Origin of the sequence: Bacillus luti (genome assembly GCF_009739945.1) — a bacterium.
Taxonomy (GTDB): Bacteria; Bacillota; Bacilli; order Bacillales; family Bacillaceae_G; genus Bacillus_A; species Bacillus_A luti.
The window spans coordinates 3,958,210-3,979,687 of sequence record NZ_CP040336.1 but is presented as its reverse complement, the minus strand read 5'-3'; the positions used below and the strand labels follow the sequence as shown (position 1 = coordinate 3,979,687).

Annotated in this window: 25 protein-coding genes; 14 read left to right on the top strand and 11 right to left on the bottom strand. The window is 36.2% G+C overall.

Annotated features, from left to right (window positions below; translation table 11 throughout):
• Positions 1-170 precede the first annotated feature (170 nt).
• From cspA to EUC40_RS20160, 11 genes are all read left to right on the top strand, one after another.
• A complete protein-coding gene (gene cspA / locus EUC40_RS20210; protein WP_000301522.1) occupies positions 171-374 on the top strand; it encodes an RNA chaperone/antiterminator CspA in 204 nt (67 codons plus the stop codon).
• 107 nt (positions 375-481) lie between these two features.
• Entirely contained in the window at positions 482-757 is a 276-nt protein-coding gene (locus tag EUC40_RS20205) for a hypothetical protein (RefSeq protein WP_156576381.1), read from the top strand.
• A 360-nt stretch (positions 758-1,117) separates the two neighbouring features.
• The gene (locus tag EUC40_RS20200) at positions 1,118-1,687 is read left to right on the top strand and encodes a glycosyltransferase family A protein (RefSeq protein WP_156576380.1); all 570 of its coding nucleotides are present in this window, start codon (positions 1,118-1,120) and stop codon (positions 1,685-1,687) included.
• Between the two features lie 150 nt (positions 1,688-1,837).
• A complete protein-coding gene (locus tag EUC40_RS20195; RefSeq protein WP_156576379.1) occupies positions 1,838-2,611 on the top strand; it encodes an FkbM family methyltransferase in 774 nt (257 codons plus the stop codon).
• Positions 2,612-2,830: 219 nt separating this feature from the next.
• Positions 2,831-3,412 carry a competence protein ComK gene (locus EUC40_RS20190; protein ID WP_071711105.1) on the top strand — a complete coding sequence of 194 codons (582 nt, stop codon included), beginning with the start codon at positions 2,831-2,833 and terminating at the stop codon, positions 3,410-3,412.
• 216 nt (positions 3,413-3,628) lie between these two features.
• Positions 3,629-4,225: a DUF4306 domain-containing protein gene (locus tag EUC40_RS20185; protein ID WP_156576378.1), complete on the top strand. Its 597-nt coding sequence runs from the start codon at positions 3,629-3,631 to the stop codon at positions 4,223-4,225.
• Positions 4,226-4,530: 305 nt separating this feature from the next.
• On the top strand, positions 4,531-5,124 hold the full coding sequence (locus EUC40_RS20180) for a TVP38/TMEM64 family protein (protein ID WP_000347509.1): 594 nt from the start codon (positions 4,531-4,533) through the stop codon (positions 5,122-5,124).
• Positions 5,125-5,180: 56 nt separating this feature from the next.
• A complete protein-coding gene (gene lepB / locus EUC40_RS20175) occupies positions 5,181-5,744 on the top strand; it encodes a signal peptidase I (RefSeq protein WP_000751903.1) in 564 nt (187 codons plus the stop codon).
• 116 nt (positions 5,745-5,860) lie between these two features.
• Positions 5,861-9,376 carry a helicase-exonuclease AddAB subunit AddB gene (gene addB / locus EUC40_RS20170; RefSeq protein ID WP_156576377.1) on the top strand — a complete coding sequence of 1,172 codons (3,516 nt, stop codon included), beginning with the start codon at positions 5,861-5,863 and terminating at the stop codon, positions 9,374-9,376.
• Entirely contained in the window at positions 9,373-13,098 is a 3,726-nt protein-coding gene (gene addA, locus EUC40_RS20165; protein WP_156576376.1) for a helicase-exonuclease AddAB subunit AddA, read from the top strand. The genes addB and addA overlap by 4 nt, the downstream gene beginning before the upstream one ends.
• Positions 13,099-13,121: 23 nt before the next feature.
• Entirely contained in the window at positions 13,122-13,400 is a 279-nt protein-coding gene (locus tag EUC40_RS20160; protein ID WP_156576375.1) for an RNA polymerase alpha subunit C-terminal domain-containing protein, read from the top strand.
• Positions 13,401-13,493: 93 nt separating this feature from the next.
• On the opposite strand, the gene EUC40_RS20155 is transcribed toward EUC40_RS20160, so the two are convergent.
• Both EUC40_RS20155 and EUC40_RS20150 read right to left on the bottom strand, forming a co-directional pair.
• The gene (locus tag EUC40_RS20155; RefSeq protein WP_156576374.1) at positions 13,494-13,871 is read right to left on the bottom strand and encodes a DUF1433 domain-containing protein; all 378 of its coding nucleotides are present in this window, start codon (positions 13,869-13,871) and stop codon (positions 13,494-13,496) included.
• 236 nt (positions 13,872-14,107) lie between these two features.
• Entirely contained in the window at positions 14,108-14,485 is a 378-nt protein-coding gene (locus tag EUC40_RS20150; protein ID WP_156576373.1) for a DUF1433 domain-containing protein, read from the bottom strand.
• A gap of 58 nt (positions 14,486-14,543) precedes the next feature.
• Here EUC40_RS20150 and EUC40_RS20145 point away from each other — a divergent pair, with 58 nt between their 5' ends.
• Together EUC40_RS20145 and EUC40_RS20140 are read left to right on the top strand one after the other, a co-directional pair.
• A complete protein-coding gene (locus EUC40_RS20145; protein ID WP_156576372.1) occupies positions 14,544-15,713 on the top strand; it encodes a hypothetical protein in 1,170 nt (389 codons plus the stop codon).
• Positions 15,714-15,723: 10 nt separating this feature from the next.
• On the top strand, positions 15,724-16,104 hold the full coding sequence (locus tag EUC40_RS20140; protein WP_071711096.1) for a hypothetical protein: 381 nt from the start codon (positions 15,724-15,726) through the stop codon (positions 16,102-16,104).
• Positions 16,105-16,368: 264 nt separating this feature from the next.
• On the opposite strand, the gene gerPF is transcribed toward EUC40_RS20140, so the two are convergent.
• From gerPF to EUC40_RS20105, 7 genes are all read right to left on the bottom strand, one after another.
• Complete coding sequence (gene gerPF / locus EUC40_RS20135) at positions 16,369-16,584, bottom strand: spore germination protein GerPF (RefSeq protein WP_001141570.1); 216 nt, start codon at positions 16,582-16,584, stop codon at positions 16,369-16,371.
• A 42-nt stretch (positions 16,585-16,626) separates the two neighbouring features.
• Positions 16,627-17,013 carry a spore germination protein GerPE gene (locus EUC40_RS20130; RefSeq protein ID WP_149175974.1) on the bottom strand — a complete coding sequence of 129 codons (387 nt, stop codon included), beginning with the start codon at positions 17,011-17,013 and terminating at the stop codon, positions 16,627-16,629.
• 15 nt (positions 17,014-17,028) lie between these two features.
• Positions 17,029-17,223 carry a spore germination protein GerPD gene (gene gerPD / locus EUC40_RS20125; protein ID WP_001102342.1) on the bottom strand — a complete coding sequence of 65 codons (195 nt, stop codon included), beginning with the start codon at positions 17,221-17,223 and terminating at the stop codon, positions 17,029-17,031.
• A 6-nt stretch (positions 17,224-17,229) separates the two neighbouring features.
• Positions 17,230-17,844: a spore germination protein GerPC gene (gene gerPC, locus EUC40_RS20120; RefSeq protein WP_001070758.1), complete on the bottom strand. Its 615-nt coding sequence runs from the start codon at positions 17,842-17,844 to the stop codon at positions 17,230-17,232.
• Between the two features lie 68 nt (positions 17,845-17,912).
• The gene (gene gerPB / locus EUC40_RS20115) at positions 17,913-18,119 is read right to left on the bottom strand and encodes a spore germination protein GerPB (protein WP_001012506.1); all 207 of its coding nucleotides are present in this window, start codon (positions 18,117-18,119) and stop codon (positions 17,913-17,915) included.
• 14 nt (positions 18,120-18,133) lie between these two features.
• On the bottom strand, positions 18,134-18,355 hold the full coding sequence (gerPA, locus tag EUC40_RS20110) for a spore germination protein GerPA (protein ID WP_001111191.1): 222 nt from the start codon (positions 18,353-18,355) through the stop codon (positions 18,134-18,136).
• A gap of 98 nt (positions 18,356-18,453) precedes the next feature.
• Positions 18,454-18,630, bottom strand: coding sequence for an aspartyl-phosphate phosphatase Spo0E family protein (locus tag EUC40_RS20105; protein ID WP_000462856.1), 177 nt, complete (start codon positions 18,628-18,630; stop codon positions 18,454-18,456).
• A gap of 246 nt (positions 18,631-18,876) precedes the next feature.
• On the opposite strand from EUC40_RS20105, the gene EUC40_RS20100 reads away from it, so the two are divergent.
• Entirely contained in the window at positions 18,877-19,776 is a 900-nt protein-coding gene (locus EUC40_RS20100; RefSeq protein WP_001213068.1) for a fumarylacetoacetate hydrolase family protein, read from the top strand.
• Between the two features lie 34 nt (positions 19,777-19,810).
• Here the strand turns inward: EUC40_RS20100 and EUC40_RS20095 are convergent, their stop codons facing one another.
• Together EUC40_RS20095 and rocD are read right to left on the bottom strand one after the other, a co-directional pair.
• Complete coding sequence (locus tag EUC40_RS20095; RefSeq protein ID WP_071711095.1) at positions 19,811-20,095, bottom strand: hypothetical protein; 285 nt, start codon at positions 20,093-20,095, stop codon at positions 19,811-19,813.
• A gap of 106 nt (positions 20,096-20,201) precedes the next feature.
• Positions 20,202-21,392, bottom strand: coding sequence for an ornithine aminotransferase (gene rocD, locus EUC40_RS20090; RefSeq protein ID WP_071711094.1), 1,191 nt, complete (start codon positions 21,390-21,392; stop codon positions 20,202-20,204).
• Positions 21,393-21,478 lie beyond the last annotated feature (86 nt).

Sequence of the window (21,478 nt, the reverse complement as noted above, 5' to 3'; positions counted from 1 at the left end):
TCAGTTGAATAGTTAAATTAAGCAATCCATATGTTATCAAGTGCTGGAAACGAACGAGAAAAAGTATGTGAGAACTAGTTTATGTTTCGTATTTGATAATGTGTGGATTCTTTTTTTAGACAGGAAGACTAAAAAATTAAAAATTTGTATTTTCTTAGGAGGAAATAATCATGGCAGTAACAGGACAAGTAAAATGGTTTAACAACGAAAAAGGCTTCGGTTTCATCGAAGTTCCAGGCGAAAACGACGTATTCGTACACTTCTCTGCAATCGAAACTGAAGGTTTCAAATCTCTAGAAGAAGGTCAAAAAGTTAGCTTCGAAATCGAAGAAGGTAACCGTGGACCTCAAGCTAAAAACGTAATCAAACTATAATTTATAGTTGATGATGGAAAAAAGGATGGCTCATGCCATCCTTTTTTTGTTGTTGAAATATATGAGCACATTGATTATATTGGGGGGGGAGAAGGTGGGGGATATATATGGTAGAGAAGTATACAAGTGAAGTAATACTAGATGTTCGTATAGGTAACGAAGAGGACTTAAAACATACGATTGAAGAGATAAAGGCGTACGCGAAAACGTATGAACATGATAAAGTGACGTTAATTGATTTGAAGAAATCTCATTCGCACATTTCATCTGAAAATCGATATATAATATTATTACAAATAGAAAGGAATACAGAGAATCTTGGAAGAAAGTATAAATATGAAGAAGAAAAAATAGTAGGTTTTTTTGAGGATGAAGAAGAGTAAATATAAAGGTAGTAGAGATGTAAAAGGCGTTCCATGAAGGAAGGTCTTTTAATATATTTTCACGTGCTATACATGTAGATTTCTGAAACGTTTTGTAAAGAACGATCCGGCAAAAAGAAAGTGAATATAATACTATTTGATTTGTCCATGTATCTGTTCACTTTTGAATATTTATGAGTTTTATACTACCCTCATTACTGTTGCATCTGTCTATGTAATATGCGAACCGTTCATAAAAATCATGAACAAAACAGAGAATCTTACATATTGTAAAGATAGGTTGAAAATGCATACTACATCATTTTGTATCCTAATATGTAACTAAGTAAGGGTATGTAATTTTGAAAAAGAGGTGAGGAGTTGACGAATATTGTACTTTCGATTCTAATTCCTTCTGTTCCAGAACGGATGACTCATTTAAAGCAAATGCTTGATACATTATATGAACAAGCTAAAGATAAACCTGTAGAAATACTTGTATTGCTCGAAAATAAAAAGAGAACGACTGGAGAAAAGCGTAATATTCTTATTGAACAAGCGCAAGGTGAATACGTTGCTTTTGTAGATGATGATGATCGAGTAGAGCCGAATTATATTGATACGCTATGTACTACTATTGCTTCAAATGCTACAGCTGATTGTATCGTATTCGATGTTTCAGTAAATTTCAATAATCTTTTCACTAAAGTTACTAAATTTGGAAAAGAACTCGAGCATACAGAAGATGAAAATTTTTATTATAGAAAACCGAATCATATCATGTGCTATGCAAAACGAATTGCCGTACAACACAAATTTTTAAATGTAAGTTATGGAGAAGATGATGAATGGGGTGCTAGAGTATCACAAGATATTGTGAATCAAGTGAAAATTCCAGCTACGTTATATCATTATGATTATGTGCCAAAGCCAGCAAGTTGGTATACGTGAATTCAATCTATATAAGCCCTCTTTAAAAATATATCATGTGAAAATGTATTTGAATGCAAGGTATAGCAACGTATGAAATATTTATAAAATAATGATATGGAAAATATAAGTAGGGTTTATATAGGTGAGAATGATTAAAGGAGTGATAGGATGTTTGTAGAGCCAATTCAAGTTACAAAGAATGATGTACACTTTAATGTGATTTCTAATCCGCAGACAGTATGGATTTGGAATCATATGAACCGAGGGGAATGGGAAGAAGAAACATTTAAGATTTTTGATAGATTTTTAAGTCCCACACACTCATATTTAGATATAGGAGCTTGGATCGGTCCAACTGTATTATACGGAGCACATAGAGCTAAACGTGTGTATGGAATTGAGCCTGATCCTATCGCTTTTCAGGAGCTTCTAGCAAATTGTGCATTAAATCATTCTATTGCTTCAAAGATTACCCCTATTAATGCGGCTATAGCTGAAGAATCTGGAGATATTAACTTATACATGAGACATACATTTGGAGATTCTACTTCTAGTCTGGTTCCAACTATTTCAGATCACTCTTGCAAAGTGCGAGCTCTTACAATATACGATTTAATAAATAATAATAACATCCAAGATATAAACTTTATTAAAATGGATATTGAGGGCGGGGAGTATACTCTTATTCCGCAATTGCAGGAATTTTTAACATCGCATAAACCAACTTTATATTTGTCACTACACCCAAAATTCTTACATGAACATCTTCATTTTGTATCAATTGAAGATAAAACCTCTCCTGCGATTCAAACTGAAAAATTGCTTGATAGTCTACAGAGTTACAAAAATATATATGATATTTCTGGTAATCGTGTCAATCGTGATCATATTCACACCATTACGAATACCGGAGAATTTGTATTTACGGATGAAAATTGGTAAGTATAAATGATACATTCATTTCCTTATGTAGAATCCTCTTTTTATATGAATTAATTATTTATTATTACTATATTCCCATTAATAAATTTATAATGTGTTTAATAAATGATAAACCTTTGTAAATAATCGTAGATTGTAAGGTTTTTCCCTTTTTTTAGTGCTAACATTATACATGCAGCTGCTAGTATAAATAGAAAATAAAAAGGGAGATAGTAAAGTATGGAAAATAAAGTAGAACGCTATGTCGAAAATTATGTTGTAAATAAAAATACGATGGCCTTACTTCCTGTTATCCTTAGTGAAAAGAAAATTGTTACGCGAGTTGTCGAAATAGAAGATTCTTTTTTCGTATTTCAAAAGCCTCTAGATATTATAGAAAGAAGTTGCCGCAAGCATGGTTCTAGTTTCTTAGGCAGAAAAGAAGGAACGAAAGAGTTAACTCATATTACACATAAAGCACCGATTGCGATTAGTCCGACGGATCAACTTTATTTTTTCCCTACCTATTCTTATTCTAGAAAAGAGTGCGCGTGGTTATCTCATTTTTATATTGAAAGTAATAAAGAATTAAAAGATGGAAATCTTATTATTAGATTTATAAATGGCTTTGCTGTGAAGCTAGAAATATCAAAAACTAGTTTTGAAAATCAACAAAATCGTACAGCGAAATTGCGTACAGAGTATGAAGATCGTCGGAAGAAACAAGGGAGTCCTTGTTTTAAAGAGGTTGATCAAAGAGATGGATTAACGTTAAGACCAGCTTATGAGAAAGTGTATGTTGTTAGAGAAGAGGATATATGAGAGGAAAAGGATGGGGAGACTCATCCTTTTTGATTTCATTATATATACCGTCTACGCTGTAAGATTCATAAATAAAACGAGAGAAATGTACAAATTTTTTGTTCTCAGAGGGCTAAAGAGAATATTGAATTACAATATAATGGTAATTATCCTGTATATTTAATATAGTGTGAACATACATCATATTTTTTCCATGCTGTATAAAAAGGAGATGGTATGTTGAAAAGGACCATGTTATTTTGGGTGCAATATATTCTTGCTTTGCCTATATTTTTTATTACATTTATGTTTACAAGTTTCACTGGTAGTCAGTTGATGATAGATGCTGATAAACGACATTTTGTTTTCACACCTCAAAATGCAACTGATTATAGTCAAATTAGTGAAATTGATAAATTGCTATTTGCTTTTTCAATTCAACCGTTTGTCACTATAGTATGTTTTCTGTCAATCGTGTATGTACTAACACTTATTGTCTTTCAAATTATTGAATGTAAGAAGCAAAGAAAGATATTACATAGCCTGCAATATATGATTCTTATACCAATGTTTCTTTACTTGTGGTTAGGAACAATAAATTTTTCCGCAGTTAATTTAACGTGGATAGATAATTGGAAAGATTACCTCATCTTCACTCCTGCAACTATAACGAATGAAGAAGATATATATATGATTGATAAGTTTCTATACAAATTTCGAATGTTACCTATTCCGAGTACAGTATTAATACTATCTTTCTTATATATGTTAATACTCATCGTAATTGACAGTATACGCTTGCTAAAAAAAATGCTTGTAAGAACTAGCAAATAGATGATTGTTTGAAGGGAAAATAATGATCCGTCGCTACTTATATGGAAAAGACTAATTATTACTTTCTGTATTCTCTTTTTTCTCATCAAACGTAACCATTAAGTTATAATCGGACACGTTATTTAAATTAACTTCACATCCTGTCGAATATTGATAGATTATCATAGCATAATAATGAAGGAATTCTAATGAAAGGTATGGAAAGTTTAATAAATACATCTCCATATGTCGTATCTACCATTTCCTCTTTCATTTCCGCAGTGATACAGTAGAGGTAGTAATAGAGTAAAGGGGTAAAGTGTAGAATGGATTTTCAGTCGATCAAAGAGTATTTTTCACCAGAAAATATGGATCATATTGTGGAAAGTTATAAAGCGTTCGGACCACTTCTTGGTATTGGTTTACCGATGATAGAAGCGCTAATTCCAGCATTACCACTTATTGTGTTTGTACTAGCGAATGCTGTTGCATTTGGATTTTGGCTCGGTTTTCTATATTCATGGCTTGGCTCAGTAATAGGTGCCATGCTTGTCTTTTTCATTATCCGTCATTTTGGACGCAGTCGTTTCTTCTCTTTTGTAAATAAGCATGAGAGAGTGCGAAAGGCAATGGGGTGGATTGAAAGAAAAGGATTCGCACCGATTTTCGTCATATTTTGTTTTCCGTTTACACCGTCTGCGCTTATAAACGTTGTCGCTGGTTTATCTCGCATTAGCGTAAAACAGTTTGGACTTGCGCTCGCATTCGGAAAGCTTGTGATGATTTTTATTTTAACGTATATCGGTCATGATTTAATGTCATTTATTCATAATCCGGTGAAATCAGTAATTGTAGCAATTAGTATTTTTATTTTATGGTATGTCGGTAAAAAAATTGAAGTAAGGTTAGAACTACATTAAGAATAGTCTTCTTTGTAAAGGCAAGCTTCATTATTAAAGGGTAAGGGGAGAAGCGGATGAAGAAAACTTTGAAAAAAGAAGGCATAGAGTGGATACGAACAATTTTAATTGGTGTATTATTAGCTGTATTTTTTCGAACGTTTTTCTTTTCAACGTACGTTGTAGAGGGGAAGTCAATGATGCCGACATTGCAAGATGGCAATATGCTCGTTGTCAATAAGGTGAGTTATCAAGTAGGGGACTTAAACAGGTTCGATGTTGTTGTGTTTCATGCGAATAAAAAAGAGGACTATGTAAAACGAATTATCGGTTTACCTGGGGATCATATCGAATATAAGCATGATAAACTTTACATAAATGGACAATTCGTGGATGAGCCTTATTTAGAAACATTTAAGAAAGAGATAAATGGACGGCAACTAACAGGCGATTTTAAACTAGAAGAGTTAACGAAAGAAAAGTCTGTACCGCCCGGTTATATTTTTGTAATTGGTGATAATCGACTTGGCAGTTGGGATAGTAGACACTTCGGATTTGTGAAAGCTGATACAGTTGTCGGTAAAGTTGATTTACGATATTGGCCAATTAAAGAGGTACAAACGAATTTTTCAAAAGGTTGATATAATGAAGTAGAAGTATAGAAAAGACAAACAACTCCGTTTGTCTTTTTTCGTGTACTATAATACAATTATAGTAGCAAACTAACGTTCGTTATGTAAGTGAAAGGTGGGGTTACATGTCACTTCGATTTGTGATTGGTAGAGCGGGAAGTGGAAAAAGTACACTTTGTTTACACGAAGTACAGGAAGAGTTAAAGCAGCGCCCGAGTGGGAAAACAATATTATATCTTGTGCCAGAACAGATGACATTCCAAACGCAGCAGGCGTTAATTGGAAGCGAGGATGTAAGAGGTTCTATTCGGGCACAAGTTTTTAGTTTTTCACGATTAGCGTGGAAAGTGTTGCAAGAAGTTGGCGGAGCGAGCCGTCTTCATATTGATGAAGCGGGCGTACATATGTTACTTCGTAAAATTGTAGAGTCGCGTAAAGATGGACTATCAGTGTTCCAAAAAGCAGCGGAGCAAAACGGTTTCTTTGAACATCTTGGTAGTATGATTGCAGAGTTTAAACGGTATAATGTGACGCCATCTAACGTATATGAAATGTGGCAACAACTAGATGCGCATAGTAGCAGTGCAGAACAAAAGCTATTAGCGAATAAAGTATATGATTTACAACTATTATACGATGATTTTGAACGTGCTTTAATTGGAAAGTATTTAGATTCAGAAGACTATCTGCAATTACTCGTGGAAAAACTTCCGCAGTCTGAATATGTAAATGGAGCTGAAATTTATATAGATGGATTTCATTCGTTCTCCCCGCAAGAGCTAGAAATTTTAAGAAAGCTCATGATGTGCGGAGCGAGAGTCACAATTACGTTGACGATAGATGAAAAAACGTTAGCGCAGCCAGTAAGTGAACTAGATCTATTTTATGAGACGACGTTAACATATGAAAAAATAAAGCAAGTAGCACGTGAAGAGAAAATAGAAATTGAAAAAACAATTCCACTTATGGAACAGCCTCGTTTTCATTCTCCGGCATTAGCTCATTTAGAAACGCATTATGAAGCTCGTCCAAATGAAAAGTTTCATGGTGAAGCAAGCGTAACAATTAGTACAGCAGCGAATTTACGAGCTGAAGTAGAAGGAGTTGCTCGTGAAATTCGTAAACTTGTCGCGGATGAACAGTATCGTTACCGAGATATTGCAGTCCTTCTTCGTAACGGAGAAAGTTATTACGATGTAATGCGAACGTTATTTACGGATTATAATATTCCGCATTTCATCGATGAAAAACGCCCGATGTCACATCATCCATTAGTAGAATGCATTCGTTCTGCACTCGAGATTATTAGCGGGAATTGGCGCTATGACGCAGTGTTTCGCTGCGTTAAAACGGAGCTTTTATATCCGCTAGACGTAAGAAAAGAAGCGATGCGCGAAGAAATGGATGAGTTTGAGAATTACTGCCTAGCGTACGGTGTACAAGGGAAGAGATGGACTTCTGAGGATCCGTGGATGTATCGCCGCTATCGTTCACTTGACGATACAAGCGGAATGATAACTGACAGTGAACGTGAAATGGAAGAGAAAATAAACAGGCTGCGTGACGTTGTAAGAACGCCTGTTATTCGCATGCAAAAAAGGTTAAAGCGTGCGGGAACTGTTATGCAAATGTGCGAAGCCGTTTACTTATTTTTAGAAGAACTTGATGTTCCGAAGAAGTTAGAGGAATTACGTATACGTGCAGAAGAGAGCGGAGAATTCTTATTTGCGACAGACCATGAGCAAGTTTGGGAAGAAGTAATGAGCCTTCTTGATACGTTTGTAGAGATGCTTGGTGAAGAGAAAATGTCACTTTCTATGTTTACGGACGTTATGTCGACAGGTCTGGAAGCACTTCAATTCGCTAACATTCCGCCGTCATTAGACCAAGTATTAGTTGCTAATATTGATCACTCCAGGTTATCAAACGTGAAAGCAACATTCATTATCGGCGTAAATGAAGGCGTCATACCAGCAGCACCGATGGATGAAGGAATGCTTTCTGATGAGGAAAGAGAAGTTCTTGGCGCGGCAGGAATTGAATTAGCGCCAACGACGAGACAAACTTTATTAGAAGAACAGTTCGTTATGTACCAAATGGTAACGAGAGCGACTGAGAAATTATACATTTCATGTCCACTTGCAGATGAAGAAGGAAAGACGTTACTAGCGTCTAGCTTTATTAAGAAAATAAAAAGAATGTTCCCAGATGTAAAAGACTCGTTCATTACGAATGACGTAAACGACTTATCGCGTTCAGAACAAATTTCATACGTAGCAACACCAGAAGTAACGTTATCTTACGTTATGCAGCAATTGCAAACGTGGAAGCGATACGGATTTGAAGGGAATTTAGACTTTTGGTGGGACGTATATAACTTCTACGTAACTTCAGATGAATGGAAACAAAAAAGTAGCCGCGTGCTATCAAGTTTGTTTTACCGAAATCGTGCGCAGAAACTAAGTACAGCTGTAAGTAGAGATTTATATGGAGATACAATTAAGGGAAGTGTCTCTCGTATGGAACTATTTAACCGTTGTGCGTACGCTCATTTTGCGCAGCACGGTTTATCGCTTAGAGAGCGTGATATTTTCAAGCTTGATGCACCAGATATCGGTGAATTATTCCACGCAGCACTAAAGAAAATTGCGGACAAGTTATTACGTGAAAACCGCACTTGGGCAGATTTATCAATAAAAGAGTGTGAGCATCTTTCTGTTTTAGTAATAGAAGAAATTGCGCCGTTATTACAAAGGCAAATTTTATTAAGTTCAAATCGTCATTTCTATTTAAAACAAAAACTACAACAAATCATTTTCCGTACATCAATCATTCTTCGTGAACATGCGAAATCGAGCGGATTCGTACCAGTTGATTTAGAAGTGCCGTTCGGTATGGGCGGTACAGGATCGCTTCCGCCAATGGAATTTGCATTACCAAATGGTGTGAAGATGGAAGTAGTTGGCCGTATTGACCGTGTCGATAAGGCGGAAGATGAGAGCGGGACGTTCCTTCGTATTATTGATTATAAATCAAGTGCAAAAGCATTAGATTTAACGGAAGTGTATTACGGATTAGCACTTCAAATGTTAACGTATTTAGATGTTGTTACTTCAAACGCACAGACGTGGATGAAAAAAGGCCATGCAGCATCGCCAGCTGGTGTACTGTATTTCCATATCCATAACCCAATCGTTGAGATGAAAGGTGACGCAACGGAAGCAGAAATTGAAAAAGAAATTTTAAAGAAGTTTAAAATGAAAGGACTCGTACTAGGAGATGCTGACGTTGTCCGTTTAATGGATAACAAACTTTCAACAGGAAGCTCAGATATTATTTCTGCTGGTCTGAAAAAAGACGGTAGCTTTAGTGCGCGTTCTAGCATTGCAAGTGAGCAAGAGTTTAACGTATTGCAAAAATACGTACATCATACGTTTGAAAATATCGGAAAAGACATTACAGAAGGTGTTATCGATATTGCTCCTTATAAAATGGGGAATAAAGCGGCATGTACGTTCTGTAACTTCAAATCTGTTTGTCAGTTTGATGAGTCACTTGAAGATAATCAATTCCGTGCGTTAAAAGATATGAAAGATAGTGAAGCGATGGAGAAAATAAGAGAGGAGGTTGGCGGAGAATGATAGAAAATTGGCCTAAAAAACCAGAAGGTAGTCAATGGACAGATGATCAGTGGAAAGCCGTTGTAGCGAACGGGCGTGATATTTTAGTCGCAGCAGCAGCTGGATCAGGTAAAACAGCAGTATTAGTTGAACGTATTATTAAAAAGATTATAAACGAAGAAAATCCAGTCGATGTCGACCGCCTGCTCGTTGTAACATTTACGAATGCAGCGGCGCAAGAGATGAAAAACAGAATCGGAGAAGCATTAGAAAAAGTATTAATTGATGAACCAGGTTCGCAGCACGTAAGAAAGCAGCTGAGCCTATTAAATAAAGCTTCCATTTCAACGATTCACTCATTTTGTTTACAAGTAATTAGAGGATATTACTACATGCTTGATGTAGATCCTCGTTTCCGCATTGCGAATCAAACAGAAAATGAACTGTTAAAAGAAGAAGTGCTAGATGACATATTAGAAGAAGAGTATGGAATTGAAGATAATACGATATTCTTTGAACTTGTTGATCGTTATACGAGTGACCGTAGTGATGATGACTTACAGCGTATGATTTTAGCACTTCATACAGAATCAAGAGCGCATCCGAATCCCGAGAAATGGCTTGATAAATTAGTAGAAGCATACGACGTCGAAGGAAAGACCATTGAAGATTTAGTGTACGCTTCTTACTTATTAGAAGATGTGAAGTTCCAGCTTGAAACAGCGGAACAGCATATTCGTAAAGCGACGGAACTCGCGATGCTTCCTGACGGTCCAGTGCCTCGCGTTGAAACTCTGCAAGCAGACGTAGCTTTACTTGGAACGTTATCATCCGCTGCTCGTGAATCGTGGACAAGCGTATATGAAGCGATGCAAAACGTATCGTGGCAAACGTTAAAACGTATTAAGAAAAGTGATTATAACGAAGATATTGTCAAACAAGTAGACTCTCTTCGTAATAAAGCGAAAGATGAAGTGAAGAAATTACAAGAAGAGTTATTTAGCCGTAAACCTGAAAGTTTCTTACGAGATTTTCAAGATATGCATCCTGTATTAGAAAAACTCGTTCAGCTTGTAAAAGTATTTACAGAGCGTTTCCAAGCGATGAAGCGAGATAAAGGAATGGTCGATTTCACAGATTTAGAGCATTTCTGTTTACAAATTTTAAGCGAGCAAAGTGAAAACGGTGAAATGAAGCCATCAGCAGTAGCGCTTCAATATCGTAATAAATTTGCTGAAGTGTTAGTCGATGAATATCAAGATACGAACTTCGTACAGGAATCGATTATTAAATTTGTAACGAAAGATTCTGAGAGTGAAGGAAACTTGTTCATGGTTGGCGACGTGAAGCAGTCGATTTATCGTTTCCGACTAGCAGAACCAGGCTTATTCCTAGGAAAGTATAAACGCTTTACGCAAGAAGGATTAGGCGGCGGAATGAAGATAGACTTAGCGAAAAATTTCCGTAGTCGCCATGAAGTGCTAGCAGGAACGAACTTCATCTTCAAACAAATTATGGGCGAAGAAGTTGGGGAAATCGATTACGATGCTGACGCTGAATTAAAGCTAGGTGCTAGCTATCCAATTGGTGAAGATGTAGCGGCTGAACTATTATGCATTCAGCAAACGGAAGAAGAAGTAATAGACGGAGAAGAAGGTGCAGAAGTCGAAAAGGCACAGCTTGAAGCTCGTCTTATGGCGCAGCGTATTAAGGCGATGGTCGATTCAGGTTATGAAGTGTATGACCGTAAAAATGATAGTATGCGCCCGGTACAATACCGTGATTTCGTTATTTTACTTCGCTCCATGCCGTGGGCGCCGCAAATTATGGAAGAGTTAAAGCTGCAAGGAATTCCAGTATATGCAGACCTTGCGACTGGTTATTTTGAAGCGACAGAAGTAAATATTATGATGAACGTATTCCGCGTTATTGATAATCCGATGCAAGATATTCCGCTTGCAGCTGTACTTCGTTCACCGATCGTGGGACTAAATGATGAAGAACTTGCGACGCTTCGTGCTCATGGGAAAAAAGGGTCATTTTATGAAGTAATGAGCTCGTTCTTAAAAGGAGCACCGCTTGAAGAAGAGCAAGAACTACATGATAAATTAGAGTGGTTCTATAACTTACTGCAAGGATGGCGTGAATTTGCGCGTCAACAATCCCTTTCTGATTTAATTTGGAAAGTGTACGGTGAGACAGGTTATTACGACTTCGTTGGTGGTTTACCAGCAGGAAAGCAAAGACAAGCAAACTTACGCGTACTATATGACCGCGCAAGACAATATGAAGCAACATCATTTAGAGGATTATTCCGCTTCTTACGTTTTATTGAACGTATTTTAGAACGCGGTGATGATATGGGTACGGCAAGAGCTCTAGGTGAACAAGAAGACGTCGTTCGTATTATGACGATTCATAAAAGTAAAGGACTTGAGTTCCCAGTCGTATTTGTAGCGGGACTTGGTCGTCGTTTTAATACACAAGACTTAATGAAGCGCTTCTTACTCCATAAAGATTTCGGTTTCGGTTCACAATTTATCGATCCGCGTAAACGTATTAAATATACGACATTATCGCAACTTGCGATTAAGCGTAAAATGAAGATGGAATTAATTGCGGAAGAAATGCGCGTATTATACGTAGCGTTAACGCGTGCGAAAGAGAAGTTAATTTTAATCGGAACGGTTAAGGATGCAAATAAAGAAATGGAAAAATGGCTTGATGCGAGAGAGCATAGTGAATGGTTATTACCAGATCATATACGTGCCGGAGCGTCTTGTTATTTAGACTGGATTGCCCCTTCATTATATAGGCATCGTGATAGTGAAATGCTTCTTGAATTAGGGCAAGGAAATATTCCAGGTGAAATTTATGAGTATGATACGAACTGGAAAGTGGAGGTTGTTGACGGTAACACGTTACTTGCGCCAGAACCAGTTCAAGAAGAGAAACAAGAATTATTAGAAGCACTTCGTGAGAAAAAGGCTGTTCCGTTAGAAAGTGAACGAAAAGAAGAAGTGTATGACAGATTACTGTGGAAGTACGGATATGAGGAAGCAACCTCTCACCGTGCGAAGCAATCTGTTACAGAAATAAAAAGAAACTATCAATCAGAAGATGGTAGTGATAACGCCTTTATTAAAAAACTACGTGCACCAATTAAAACGCGTCCTCGTTTCATGGAGAAAAAAGGATTAACGTACGCAGAGCGCGGAACAGCAGTCCATGCCGTTATGCAGCATGTAGATTTGAAGAAACCGATTACGGCCGAAACGCTACAAGAACAAATCGCAGCAATGGTAAATAAGGAATTATTAACATTCGAGCAGGCAGAAGAAATGGCAATTGAAAAAGTAATTTCATTCTTTGACAGTGACTTAGGTAAAAGGGTATTAGCGGCAAAAAGTGTAGAGCGTGAAGTACCATTTACGATGATGCTTGCAGCAGAAGAAGCATATCAAGATTGGCAAGGAAAGAGCGAAGAAGCAATCCTTGTCCAAGGGGTTATCGACTGCATGATTGAAGAGGAAGACGGCATTACGTTAATCGACTTTAAAACGGATACGATTGAAGGAAAGTTCCCAGGCGGATTCGATCAAGCGAAACCGATTTTAGAGGATCGATATAAAGTGCAGCTTTCGTTATATGCAAAAGCACTCGAGAAAAGCTTACAACATCCTGTGAAAGAGAAATGCTTATACTTCTTTGATGGGAATCACGTTGTGAATATTGAGGAATAAAGAGCAGAAAGGGGCTATAAAACATGACAACGTTAAGAACTTGTGAACAAGGACACGAGTACTATAAAAGTAGCGATTGTCCAACTTGCCCAACCTGTGAGAAAGAGAGTGCACCGAAAGAAGGTTTTCTCGCTCTTCTTTCAGCACCAGCAAGAAGGGCACTAGAACATCATGGAATTCACACTGTAGAAGAACTCTCAAAGTATAGTGAGAAAGAAATTTTAAAACTGCATGGTATGGGACCTGCGTCTTTGCCGAAGCTTAGAAAGGCTTTGGAGGAGAGCGGGTTATCATTTAAATAAAAAGAGTATTATATAACTTCCTTAGTCCTTATAAAAAGCTTCCCGCTACATTCTTTTTAAAACGGGACGCAAAAGAGAAGAGTAGTGCAAAGACTACTCTTCTCTTTTCTCTTCTTTTTCAATTTCAGATACTGATTTTTCAGGTTCTTTTATAAGTTTTCCTAATTCTCCAGAACGTGTAAAATCATCTTCAAAATTTTCTGTAGTACTAATATAAGCTATAAAATCTAATTTTTCATCATTGTTTATATAACCTTTTAATCTAGGAACACCCATTGGACTTACACTGTGCTCCTTAAATGTAATCGTTTTTACATCCTTAATATTATAATGTATATACTTTTCTACTCTTGCTTCTTGTACTTTCCAAAACCTTTCTTCCTGTTCTTTTTGTTTTAAGTATTCCATAGTAAAATACCCTCCTGCTATAATACAAATAATAAATGTAAAAATTACCAATTTGTTTTTCATAGGATATCCCCTTGAAGTTGAATATAGTTAAAATATACCATGGAATGAGTTGGAACATAATTTGCTGCACGGAATATTTATTGTTTACTTAGTGACAAAACAAAAATAGGGTAGATGAAGGTGTCGTGGAAAATAAGGTCGTAGATTATGCACGTAAAAAAGATACTGATTGAAACGGGCAAACTTCCGGCGGCTTCATAAAATATAGGACGCAAAAGAGAAGAATAGTGCAAAGACTACTCTTCTCTTTTCTCTTCTTTTTCAATTTCAGATACAGATTTTGCTGGTTTTTTTATCATTTCATCTAATTCTCCAGAACATGTAAATTTGTCTTCAAAGTTTTCAGTCGTACTTATACGAGCTATGAAATCTAATTTTTCATCATTGTTTATATAACCTTTTAATCTAGGAACACCCATTGGACTTACACTATGTTCCTTAAATGTAATTGTTTTTACATCCTTAATATTATAATGTAAATACTTTTCTACTCTTGCTTCTTGCACTTTCCAAAATTTTTCTTCTTGTTCTTTTTGTTTTAAGTATTCCATAGTAAAATACCCTCCTGCTATAATACAAATAATAAATGTAAAAATTACCAATTTGTTTTTCATAGGATATCCCCTTGAATTTGAATATAGTTAAAATATACCATGAAATGAGTTGAAACATATGAATGAATTTAAAAAGAATCCTATTGCGACAGATGAAGATTATTTTGAGCTATCAGATCAGGTTTATGATGATGAAGTTTTAAAAAGGGGCACCAAAATAACTGGATTTAAAGGGCAAGAATGGGTCGTTATAGAAACAATAGATGCAGATAAAGAGAAAATAAAAAACGGATTGCAAGCAATCGCTGTAGTACCTGCAGGAGAATATAAACCAAATAAAAAACATTATGAAAATATCATCTATTCATTCCGTGGAACAGAGTTTGGGAAATTTGATGGAGACTTATCTACAGACACATTTCAGATTTCAGGTGGGATGAAAAAAAACTTAGGTATGGTAGATGGAAAGGTACAAAATCTACCTACATCATTTGATAGTGCACTAGAGTTTGTAGATAAAGTGAATAAAAAATATGAACCAACTTCTGTTCACACTACTGGACACAGTAAAGGGGCCGCAGAAGCTCAATATGTAGCAGCAGAGAGGAATTTTTATACAACAACATTTGCTGCACCGAATATTTATCGCTTACTTAGTGATAAAGCAAAAAAACGGGTAGATGAAGGTGTCATGGAAAATAAGGCTGTAGATTATACACATAAAAAAGATGCTGTAGGAAATTTTGAACAGTTCGGGGCACCTACGATTGGTAAACAATTTACAACAAAAAGTAATGGGGTAGATAGGGTCCTTGCGGTGTTATTTATGGGAGAACATCCTATGAAGACCTTTAAAGACATGTTCGGCAAAAGTGGTAGTGTCCGATTAGAGTTAGAGCCTGATGAAATTATTAAACATGCAAGAGAATTTCAGCGGTTAAGCGATGTATTATCTACTGTAATTAGAAATATAGAGGAGTTTCAACAAAAAGAAGCAGAGAGAATATCAGAATTAAAAAGAAAATTAAAATATGAAACACAACCAGGTGGAAAATATCATCTTTTAGCAGAATATGAAATAGACGATGCTATTCGAGAAGTAGCAAAAACAACTCAAAATGGTCAAGAATATTTTTATAATGTACAACTTGCAGAAGAATTAATACATAATTTAAAAAAGAAACAAAGAGAATTTCAACAGTTTGGGGAAGAAATTATCTATGCAGCTAATTCATTAAGAGACAAAGATGGTCAATTAAATAAAAATTTCAAAGGATTAGTAAGGTGAGGGGTGTAAAATGAATTTCATTGAAGAAATAAGAAAAATAGAAAATCAAATTGCTAATACAACAGGGGACTTAGCCAATCAAGTTATTGATGAATTACAAGCTGCTAAAAAACAAATCGAAAGACAAATGGAACGTGTAATGCTAAAAACAGAGGTAGACCTGAAAGCATTAGATATTATAAAGGAGGACAACCATACTTTACAAAAAAATATTAGGGAGTTTCACGTTCTGCAAACCAGTATCCGTAATATAGCATCAAAATTAGAGGGTAGTTTTGAAAGTAAAACAGGTACTGCAATACAAGAAGTATTAAAAAAACATGAAAAAGAAACATCCCATAACCTCTTAGATAAATATATTCATCTATCAAATAGTTGTGGGAAAAGGTGAAGGATTTCTCTCAAGCATCCTGGTTCAGTGTTTAGCAGATTTTTTAAGATATTAGTAACAATGGGAAAAAGCGCGGCGGTACCAGAGGTCAACGGAGCAACTTCTAATGGTTTCATAAAATATGAACCAAGGGAATTTCTATTTGAGTATGCCAAAAATACAGCGGTTTATTCAAAGGTTGTAAAAAAACGTCTCCGATACCTTTGGCATCGGAGACGTTTTTTACTGTCTATCCATAGAGATAGTGCGAAGTGGTCTCTCTTTTTACGCTGTTCCAATCTGATCTTGATCCGCCACATCAGAATCAAACGTATTTGTTGCACTAACGCCGCTAAACGTATTCACGACAAATCCAACATTGGAAGCGCCAGATCCATTATAAGCTTTCGTATTTTCTTTCGGAGATACGTTATAGAAATCCCCTAAATTGAAAGAGCCATTACTGTTTTGAACGACAAGATTTCCAACAACAGAGGGCATACCATCCACCTACTTTTCTAAGCTTTTTAATTACTATATGAATTATGGAGCGGAAGGTTCATCCGTAATATATTGGCGGATTTGTATAATACGAGAGTTATTAAAACCGTAATCAACATTTCCGATTTGAAAGCAACCAGAGTTTAAAAGTGTTCGCAATTCAACGTTATTTACTTCAAGAAAAGGGCATTCATTTACAATATTTAATTTTACATCTGTCGTTCGCGTTGGAATTGTGATGTGCTCATCTGTAAAGATTTCAAAGGCATCGAAGCGACCTTCACCTTTTATATAACAAGGAATTTCTCGGTGGACGGCAATAGCTCTACTTTTTAATTCCATTTGATTGGCATCCCCAACTTGAAATACGGCAGTAATCCCTAAAGAAATAATCGAAACATTTTGGACAACTGATACATGATGTAACATAAGTTTTCAGTCTCCTTAACCTGGAGTAGGGGGGACATCTGTTACTAATGGTACAAATGGCCCCTCGGTAACAGTTTCAAATGGTGTATCAAGAATAGAAGATAGAATGAGGAGGTTGGCATCTCCAATTAAAAAGAGTGCGGACGAAGATACACCATTCATTTTAATCTGTCCGACTTTTAACTCGCGATTTACAACATTAACATTCATACATACTTACTCCTTTCGGAAATTTCCCGGTATGTGTTGAATAAAAGATAGGAAGGCTTTGTCGATGTCATGTTTCATAGCTTGAAGGATGATATCTCGTAAATAATCTGGATTTGTTGAAGCTTCTTCATAAGATTGAGCTTGTGATAAATAATAAGGAAGTCTATGTTCCATCTGTTTTTTTATGTCATCCACCATCATTTGTCGATACATTTCATCAAGTGGTGTTCTCTCTTCTTGTTCAAAATGGAGAATACGATTATATGCTTCTTCATCTAAGTATCGATGCATTTCCTGGAGGATACCTTGATAAAAGTCTGGGTTTGTTTCGGTTTCAGGATTTACCTTCAATGTTTCTGTATCCACTTGAAAATCCTCAATTTGTTGTCCTTTTGTTGAAAATGGATTTAAACCAATGTTTAACGTACCATTTAAGTTTTCTACTTTTAATTGATCGAATTTGTATTCCACTTTTCCTATAGAAGAGGAGGGACGACTTTTTAATTCAGTAAGCTCTTCTTGTAGTAGGCGGACTTGTTCTTCTAGGGTAAGGATAGTTGCTTGCTGCATTTGGAGAGCTTGTTGAAGTTGGTGTAAGTAAGTATATATATCTTGATTCATTTTGTGAAACCTCCTTTTCAATAGGGAGGGTAAATATATTCCTGCTATATATTTATGACAAGGATGCCTTAAGAAGAACTAGTTGATGGTTTGATAGAAATAATTTGTCCTTTCGCCTGTAATGGGCGAAGAGGTTCTGTAAATCCGCCAGAATTTGAAAATTTAGATAGAGCCTTAATACTTCCGGCAGTGCCAATTTGGAATACAGAAGAAGTTGTAATGCTATCAATCTTAATACTGTTGATGATGATACTTTGGTTTACATAAAAATTCAATGTAATCGCCCCCTTTAAGTTGAACCAATGATTGCTTGATCGATTACATCTGAATCGTTGACAGTCGTTGAACTTTGATAATTGTAGACAGAAACATTATCCCCAACATTAAAGGAACCGGCCCCAGCGAAAGCACGCGAATAACTAATGGGCCTAATCGCAAATACATCTCCAATATGAAAAATCCCACTCGATCCGATATTAACGATACGAATATGTCCAACCATAGCCGGCATACAAAACACCCTTCGTTTTAAAATTTTCTTTTCTATTATTGTATGGGCGTTTTTAATAAAATGTGTACTTTTTTGAAATAAAAGAAACACATCCGATATTACGAATGTGTTTCGAACATTTGAGTTTGCGTGTAATCTGTGTGCATGTGCCAAATGACATTTAAGAGCCTGTCCAATTCTTGGCTACAATTTACTGTTTTTTGAGAAGTCATTCCGTAGCGTTCAGCAAAATAGATCATTTTTTCACGTTTTTTTTCGATAGCTTGCTCAAACATTGAAATCGGCTCCATCGCTCAATAAATTTTATGTATATATGTAGTACATATTATACAAAAATTCCATAAAAAAGAAACACTTTCGCTAAAAAAAGTATAATTTCTACATTTTATGTCAAATAGTTGCTGAGTAACGAATAGGATGCGAGAAGAATATTGTAAAAATTAGCGTGCATGAGAAGGTTTTTTTCTTACGGATGCGAATACAATTAAAGGGTATGAGTTTTAGGATGGAGAGTGGAAATATTGCGTTTTGTAACGGCGAAGAAAGAAGAAAAGGTATTCGTAGGTATTGTGGATGAGGAAGAAGAGAAGGTATTGCATTTAAGGGAAGCGCAAAGGCAAAAAGGGGAAAAGGTTACAATCCCGATTACAATGTTAGAATGTATTGAAAGAGGGAATGAATGCTTTGAGAAGGTATGTGAAATTGTAAATTGGGCAAAAGAGAACGGGGAAGCGGCGTATTATCCGTTAACAGAGGTGAAAATATTAGCACCGATTCCAAGGCCGAGAAAGAATATTCTGTGCGTTGGAAAAAACTATCGTGAGCATGCGATGGAAATGGGCGGAGTAGAGTCTATTCCAGAAAATATAATGATCTTTACGAAAGCACCAACAACAGTTATTGGCATGAATGAGCAAATTAATGGTCACCCTCACGCAACGGATGAACTAGACTATGAAGGCGAACTAGCTATCATTATTGGCAAGCGAGGGAAACAAATAAAAAAAGAAAAAGCGCTTGAGCATGTTTTTGGTTATACGGTTATAAATGATGTAACTGCTCGAGACATTCAAAGGAAGCATAAACAGTTTTTCCTTGGGAAAAGCTTCGATACGTTTTGTCCGATGGGACCGTATTTAATTCATAAATCTATGGTTAGAACGCCAAACGCATTACACATTGAAACAGTAGTGAATGGAGAAGTAAGGCAACAGTCAAACACAAATAAAATGATTTTTTCAGTAGAAGAAATTATTTCAACGATAAGTAAAGGAATGACATTAGAGCCAGGCGATATTATCGCAACAGGAACGCCGGCTGGTGTAGGAAAAGGCTTTACACCACCGAAATTTTTACATGCAGGTGATGAAGTGGTCATTACAGTAGAAGGAATTGGTACTTTGCGAAATATAGTGAAATGAAGAAAGGGCTATCTTATTAAAAGATAGCTCTTTTTTATGGCCTTGGATTATTAAAAAAATCTAAAATAGCGAAAATATATAATCCGATAAGTGCTAATGTACAAATCCCGATTAGCATAACAGCAATAGAACTTCTTTCACGACCAAATCCGATAACTGTAAGGAAAACGGCTGCCCAAAATGAGGCTTTAAGTAATGTAAATGTATGAGGATTTGAATAGTGACTGAGTAATGTTGTGGATAATAGGAATCCGATGAATGTAATGGAAATAAGAATGGTAGCTAAATAGTTAATATGTTTCCCGTATTTTAATAGCACACAGTTCCTCCTCCTTTTTAGAAAACTGAATATTCAATCTTATTTTAAGGTAAATGATTAGAGAAAGGAAGAGGTTGTCCCAACGTGTAGGACAACCTCTCTATCATTACGATAATACAGCTTTAATTTTTTGGAATGCCCACTCTAAATCTTCTTCAGAGATTACTAGAGGTGGTGCAATACGAATTACATTTTCATGTGTTTCTTTACATAATAGACCAGCAGCTTTTAGTTGTTCACAGTAAGGACGAGCTGGCTCGTTTAATTCGATACCAATGAATAAACCTTTACCGCGAACTTCAGTGATCATTGGGTTATCAATTTCTTTTAATTGCCCAACTAATTTTTCTCCTAATTGAAGAGAACGCTCTGTTAATTTTTCTTCTTCTAATACTTCAAGAGCTGCGATAGACACAGCACATGCAAGTGGATTACCACCGAATGTAGAACCGTGAGAACCTGGCTCAAATACGCCTAAAATGTCGCGGTTTGCTGCTACGCAAGAAATTGGGAACACACCGCCGCCAAGTGCTTTACCAAGTATGTACATGTCAGGAGTTACATTGTCCCAGTCGCAAGCAAATACTTTACCAGTACGGCCTAAGCCTGTTTGGATTTCATCTGCTACGAATAAAACGTTTTCTTTTTTACATACTTCAAAAGCTTCTTTTAAGTAACCAGCTGGTGGGATGTTAATTCCTGCTTCACCTTGAATTGGCTCTAAAATGAATGCTGCTGTGTTTGGTGTAATTGCAGCTTTTAATGCTTCTAAATCACCGTAAGGAATTACAATGATGCCAGGAAGCATTGGACCGAATCCACGCTTGTACTCTTCGTTTGAAGACATAGAAACAGAGCCCATCGTACGTCCGTGGAAGTTATCTTCACAAACGATGATTTCAGCGCGGTTTGCTTCTACTTTCTTCACATCATAAGCCCAGCGGCGAACTGTTTTAATTGCAGTTTCAACAGCTTCAGCACCTGTGTTCATAGGAAGTACCATTTCTTTATTAGTTAGTTTCGCAACTTTTTCGTACCAAGGACCTAATTGATCACTATGGAAAGCACGAGAAGTTAACGTAACACGGTTAGCTTGTTCGATTAGAGCGTTAATAATTTTTGGATGGCGATGACCTTGGTTTACTGCAGAATATGCACTTAATAAGTCCATATAGCGGTTTCCTTCAGGGTCTTCTACCCAAACACCTTCTGCTTTAGAAATAACGATTGGAAGTGGGTGGTAGTTATTTGCTCCGTATGTGTCTGTAAGTTCGATAATATCCTTAGTTTGAATCATGATTGTTCCCCCTTTTGTTATTACAAGAAGTTTGTAAATACTCTAAATATTATAGCATTTAAATGTAAAAAAGCGAAACATTTCCT

Bases quoted from the DNA above. Each gene is read 5' to 3' on its own strand.
- lepB (WP_000751903.1), top strand. From the start codon at position 5,181: ATGAAGAAAACTTTGAAAAAAGAAGGCATAGAGTGGATACGAACAATT.
- gerPA (WP_001111191.1), bottom strand. From the start codon at position 18,355: ATGCCGGCTATGGTTGGACATATTCGTATCGTTAATATCGGATCGAGT.
- EUC40_RS20150 (WP_156576373.1), bottom strand. From the start codon at position 14,485: ATGAAAAACAAATTGGTAATTTTTACATTTATTATTTGTATTATAGCA.
- EUC40_RS20205 (WP_156576381.1), top strand. From the start codon at position 482: ATGGTAGAGAAGTATACAAGTGAAGTAATACTAGATGTTCGTATAGGT.
- EUC40_RS20195 (WP_156576379.1), top strand. From the start codon at position 1,838: ATGTTTGTAGAGCCAATTCAAGTTACAAAGAATGATGTACACTTTAAT.
- addA (WP_156576376.1), top strand. From the start codon at position 9,373: ATGATAGAAAATTGGCCTAAAAAACCAGAAGGTAGTCAATGGACAGAT.
- EUC40_RS20185 (WP_156576378.1), top strand. From the start codon at position 3,629: ATGTTGAAAAGGACCATGTTATTTTGGGTGCAATATATTCTTGCTTTG.
- addB (WP_156576377.1), top strand. From the start codon at position 5,861: ATGTCACTTCGATTTGTGATTGGTAGAGCGGGAAGTGGAAAAAGTACA.
- rocD (WP_071711094.1), bottom strand. From the start codon at position 21,392: ATGATTCAAACTAAGGATATTATCGAACTTACAGACACATACGGAGCA.
- EUC40_RS20180 (WP_000347509.1), top strand. From the start codon at position 4,531: ATGGATTTTCAGTCGATCAAAGAGTATTTTTCACCAGAAAATATGGAT.
- EUC40_RS20140 (WP_071711096.1), top strand. From the start codon at position 15,724: ATGAATTTCATTGAAGAAATAAGAAAAATAGAAAATCAAATTGCTAAT.
- EUC40_RS20130 (WP_149175974.1), bottom strand. From the start codon at position 17,013: ATGTTACATCATGTATCAGTTGTCCAAAATGTTTCGATTATTTCTTTA.
- gerPF (WP_001141570.1), bottom strand. From the start codon at position 16,584: ATGCCCTCTGTTGTTGGAAATCTTGTCGTTCAAAACAGTAATGGCTCT.
- cspA (WP_000301522.1), top strand. From the start codon at position 171: ATGGCAGTAACAGGACAAGTAAAATGGTTTAACAACGAAAAAGGCTTC.
- EUC40_RS20105 (WP_000462856.1), bottom strand. From the start codon at position 18,630: ATGTTTGAGCAAGCTATCGAAAAAAAACGTGAAAAAATGATCTATTTT.
- EUC40_RS20160 (WP_156576375.1), top strand. From the start codon at position 13,122: ATGACAACGTTAAGAACTTGTGAACAAGGACACGAGTACTATAAAAGT.
- EUC40_RS20190 (WP_071711105.1), top strand. From the start codon at position 2,831: ATGGAAAATAAAGTAGAACGCTATGTCGAAAATTATGTTGTAAATAAA.
- gerPD (WP_001102342.1), bottom strand. From the start codon at position 17,223: ATGAATGTTAATGTTGTAAATCGCGAGTTAAAAGTCGGACAGATTAAA.
- gerPC (WP_001070758.1), bottom strand. From the start codon at position 17,844: ATGAATCAAGATATATATACTTACTTACACCAACTTCAACAAGCTCTC.
- EUC40_RS20155 (WP_156576374.1), bottom strand. From the start codon at position 13,871: ATGAAAAACAAATTGGTAATTTTTACATTTATTATTTGTATTATAGCA.
- EUC40_RS20145 (WP_156576372.1), top strand. From the start codon at position 14,544: ATGAATGAATTTAAAAAGAATCCTATTGCGACAGATGAAGATTATTTT.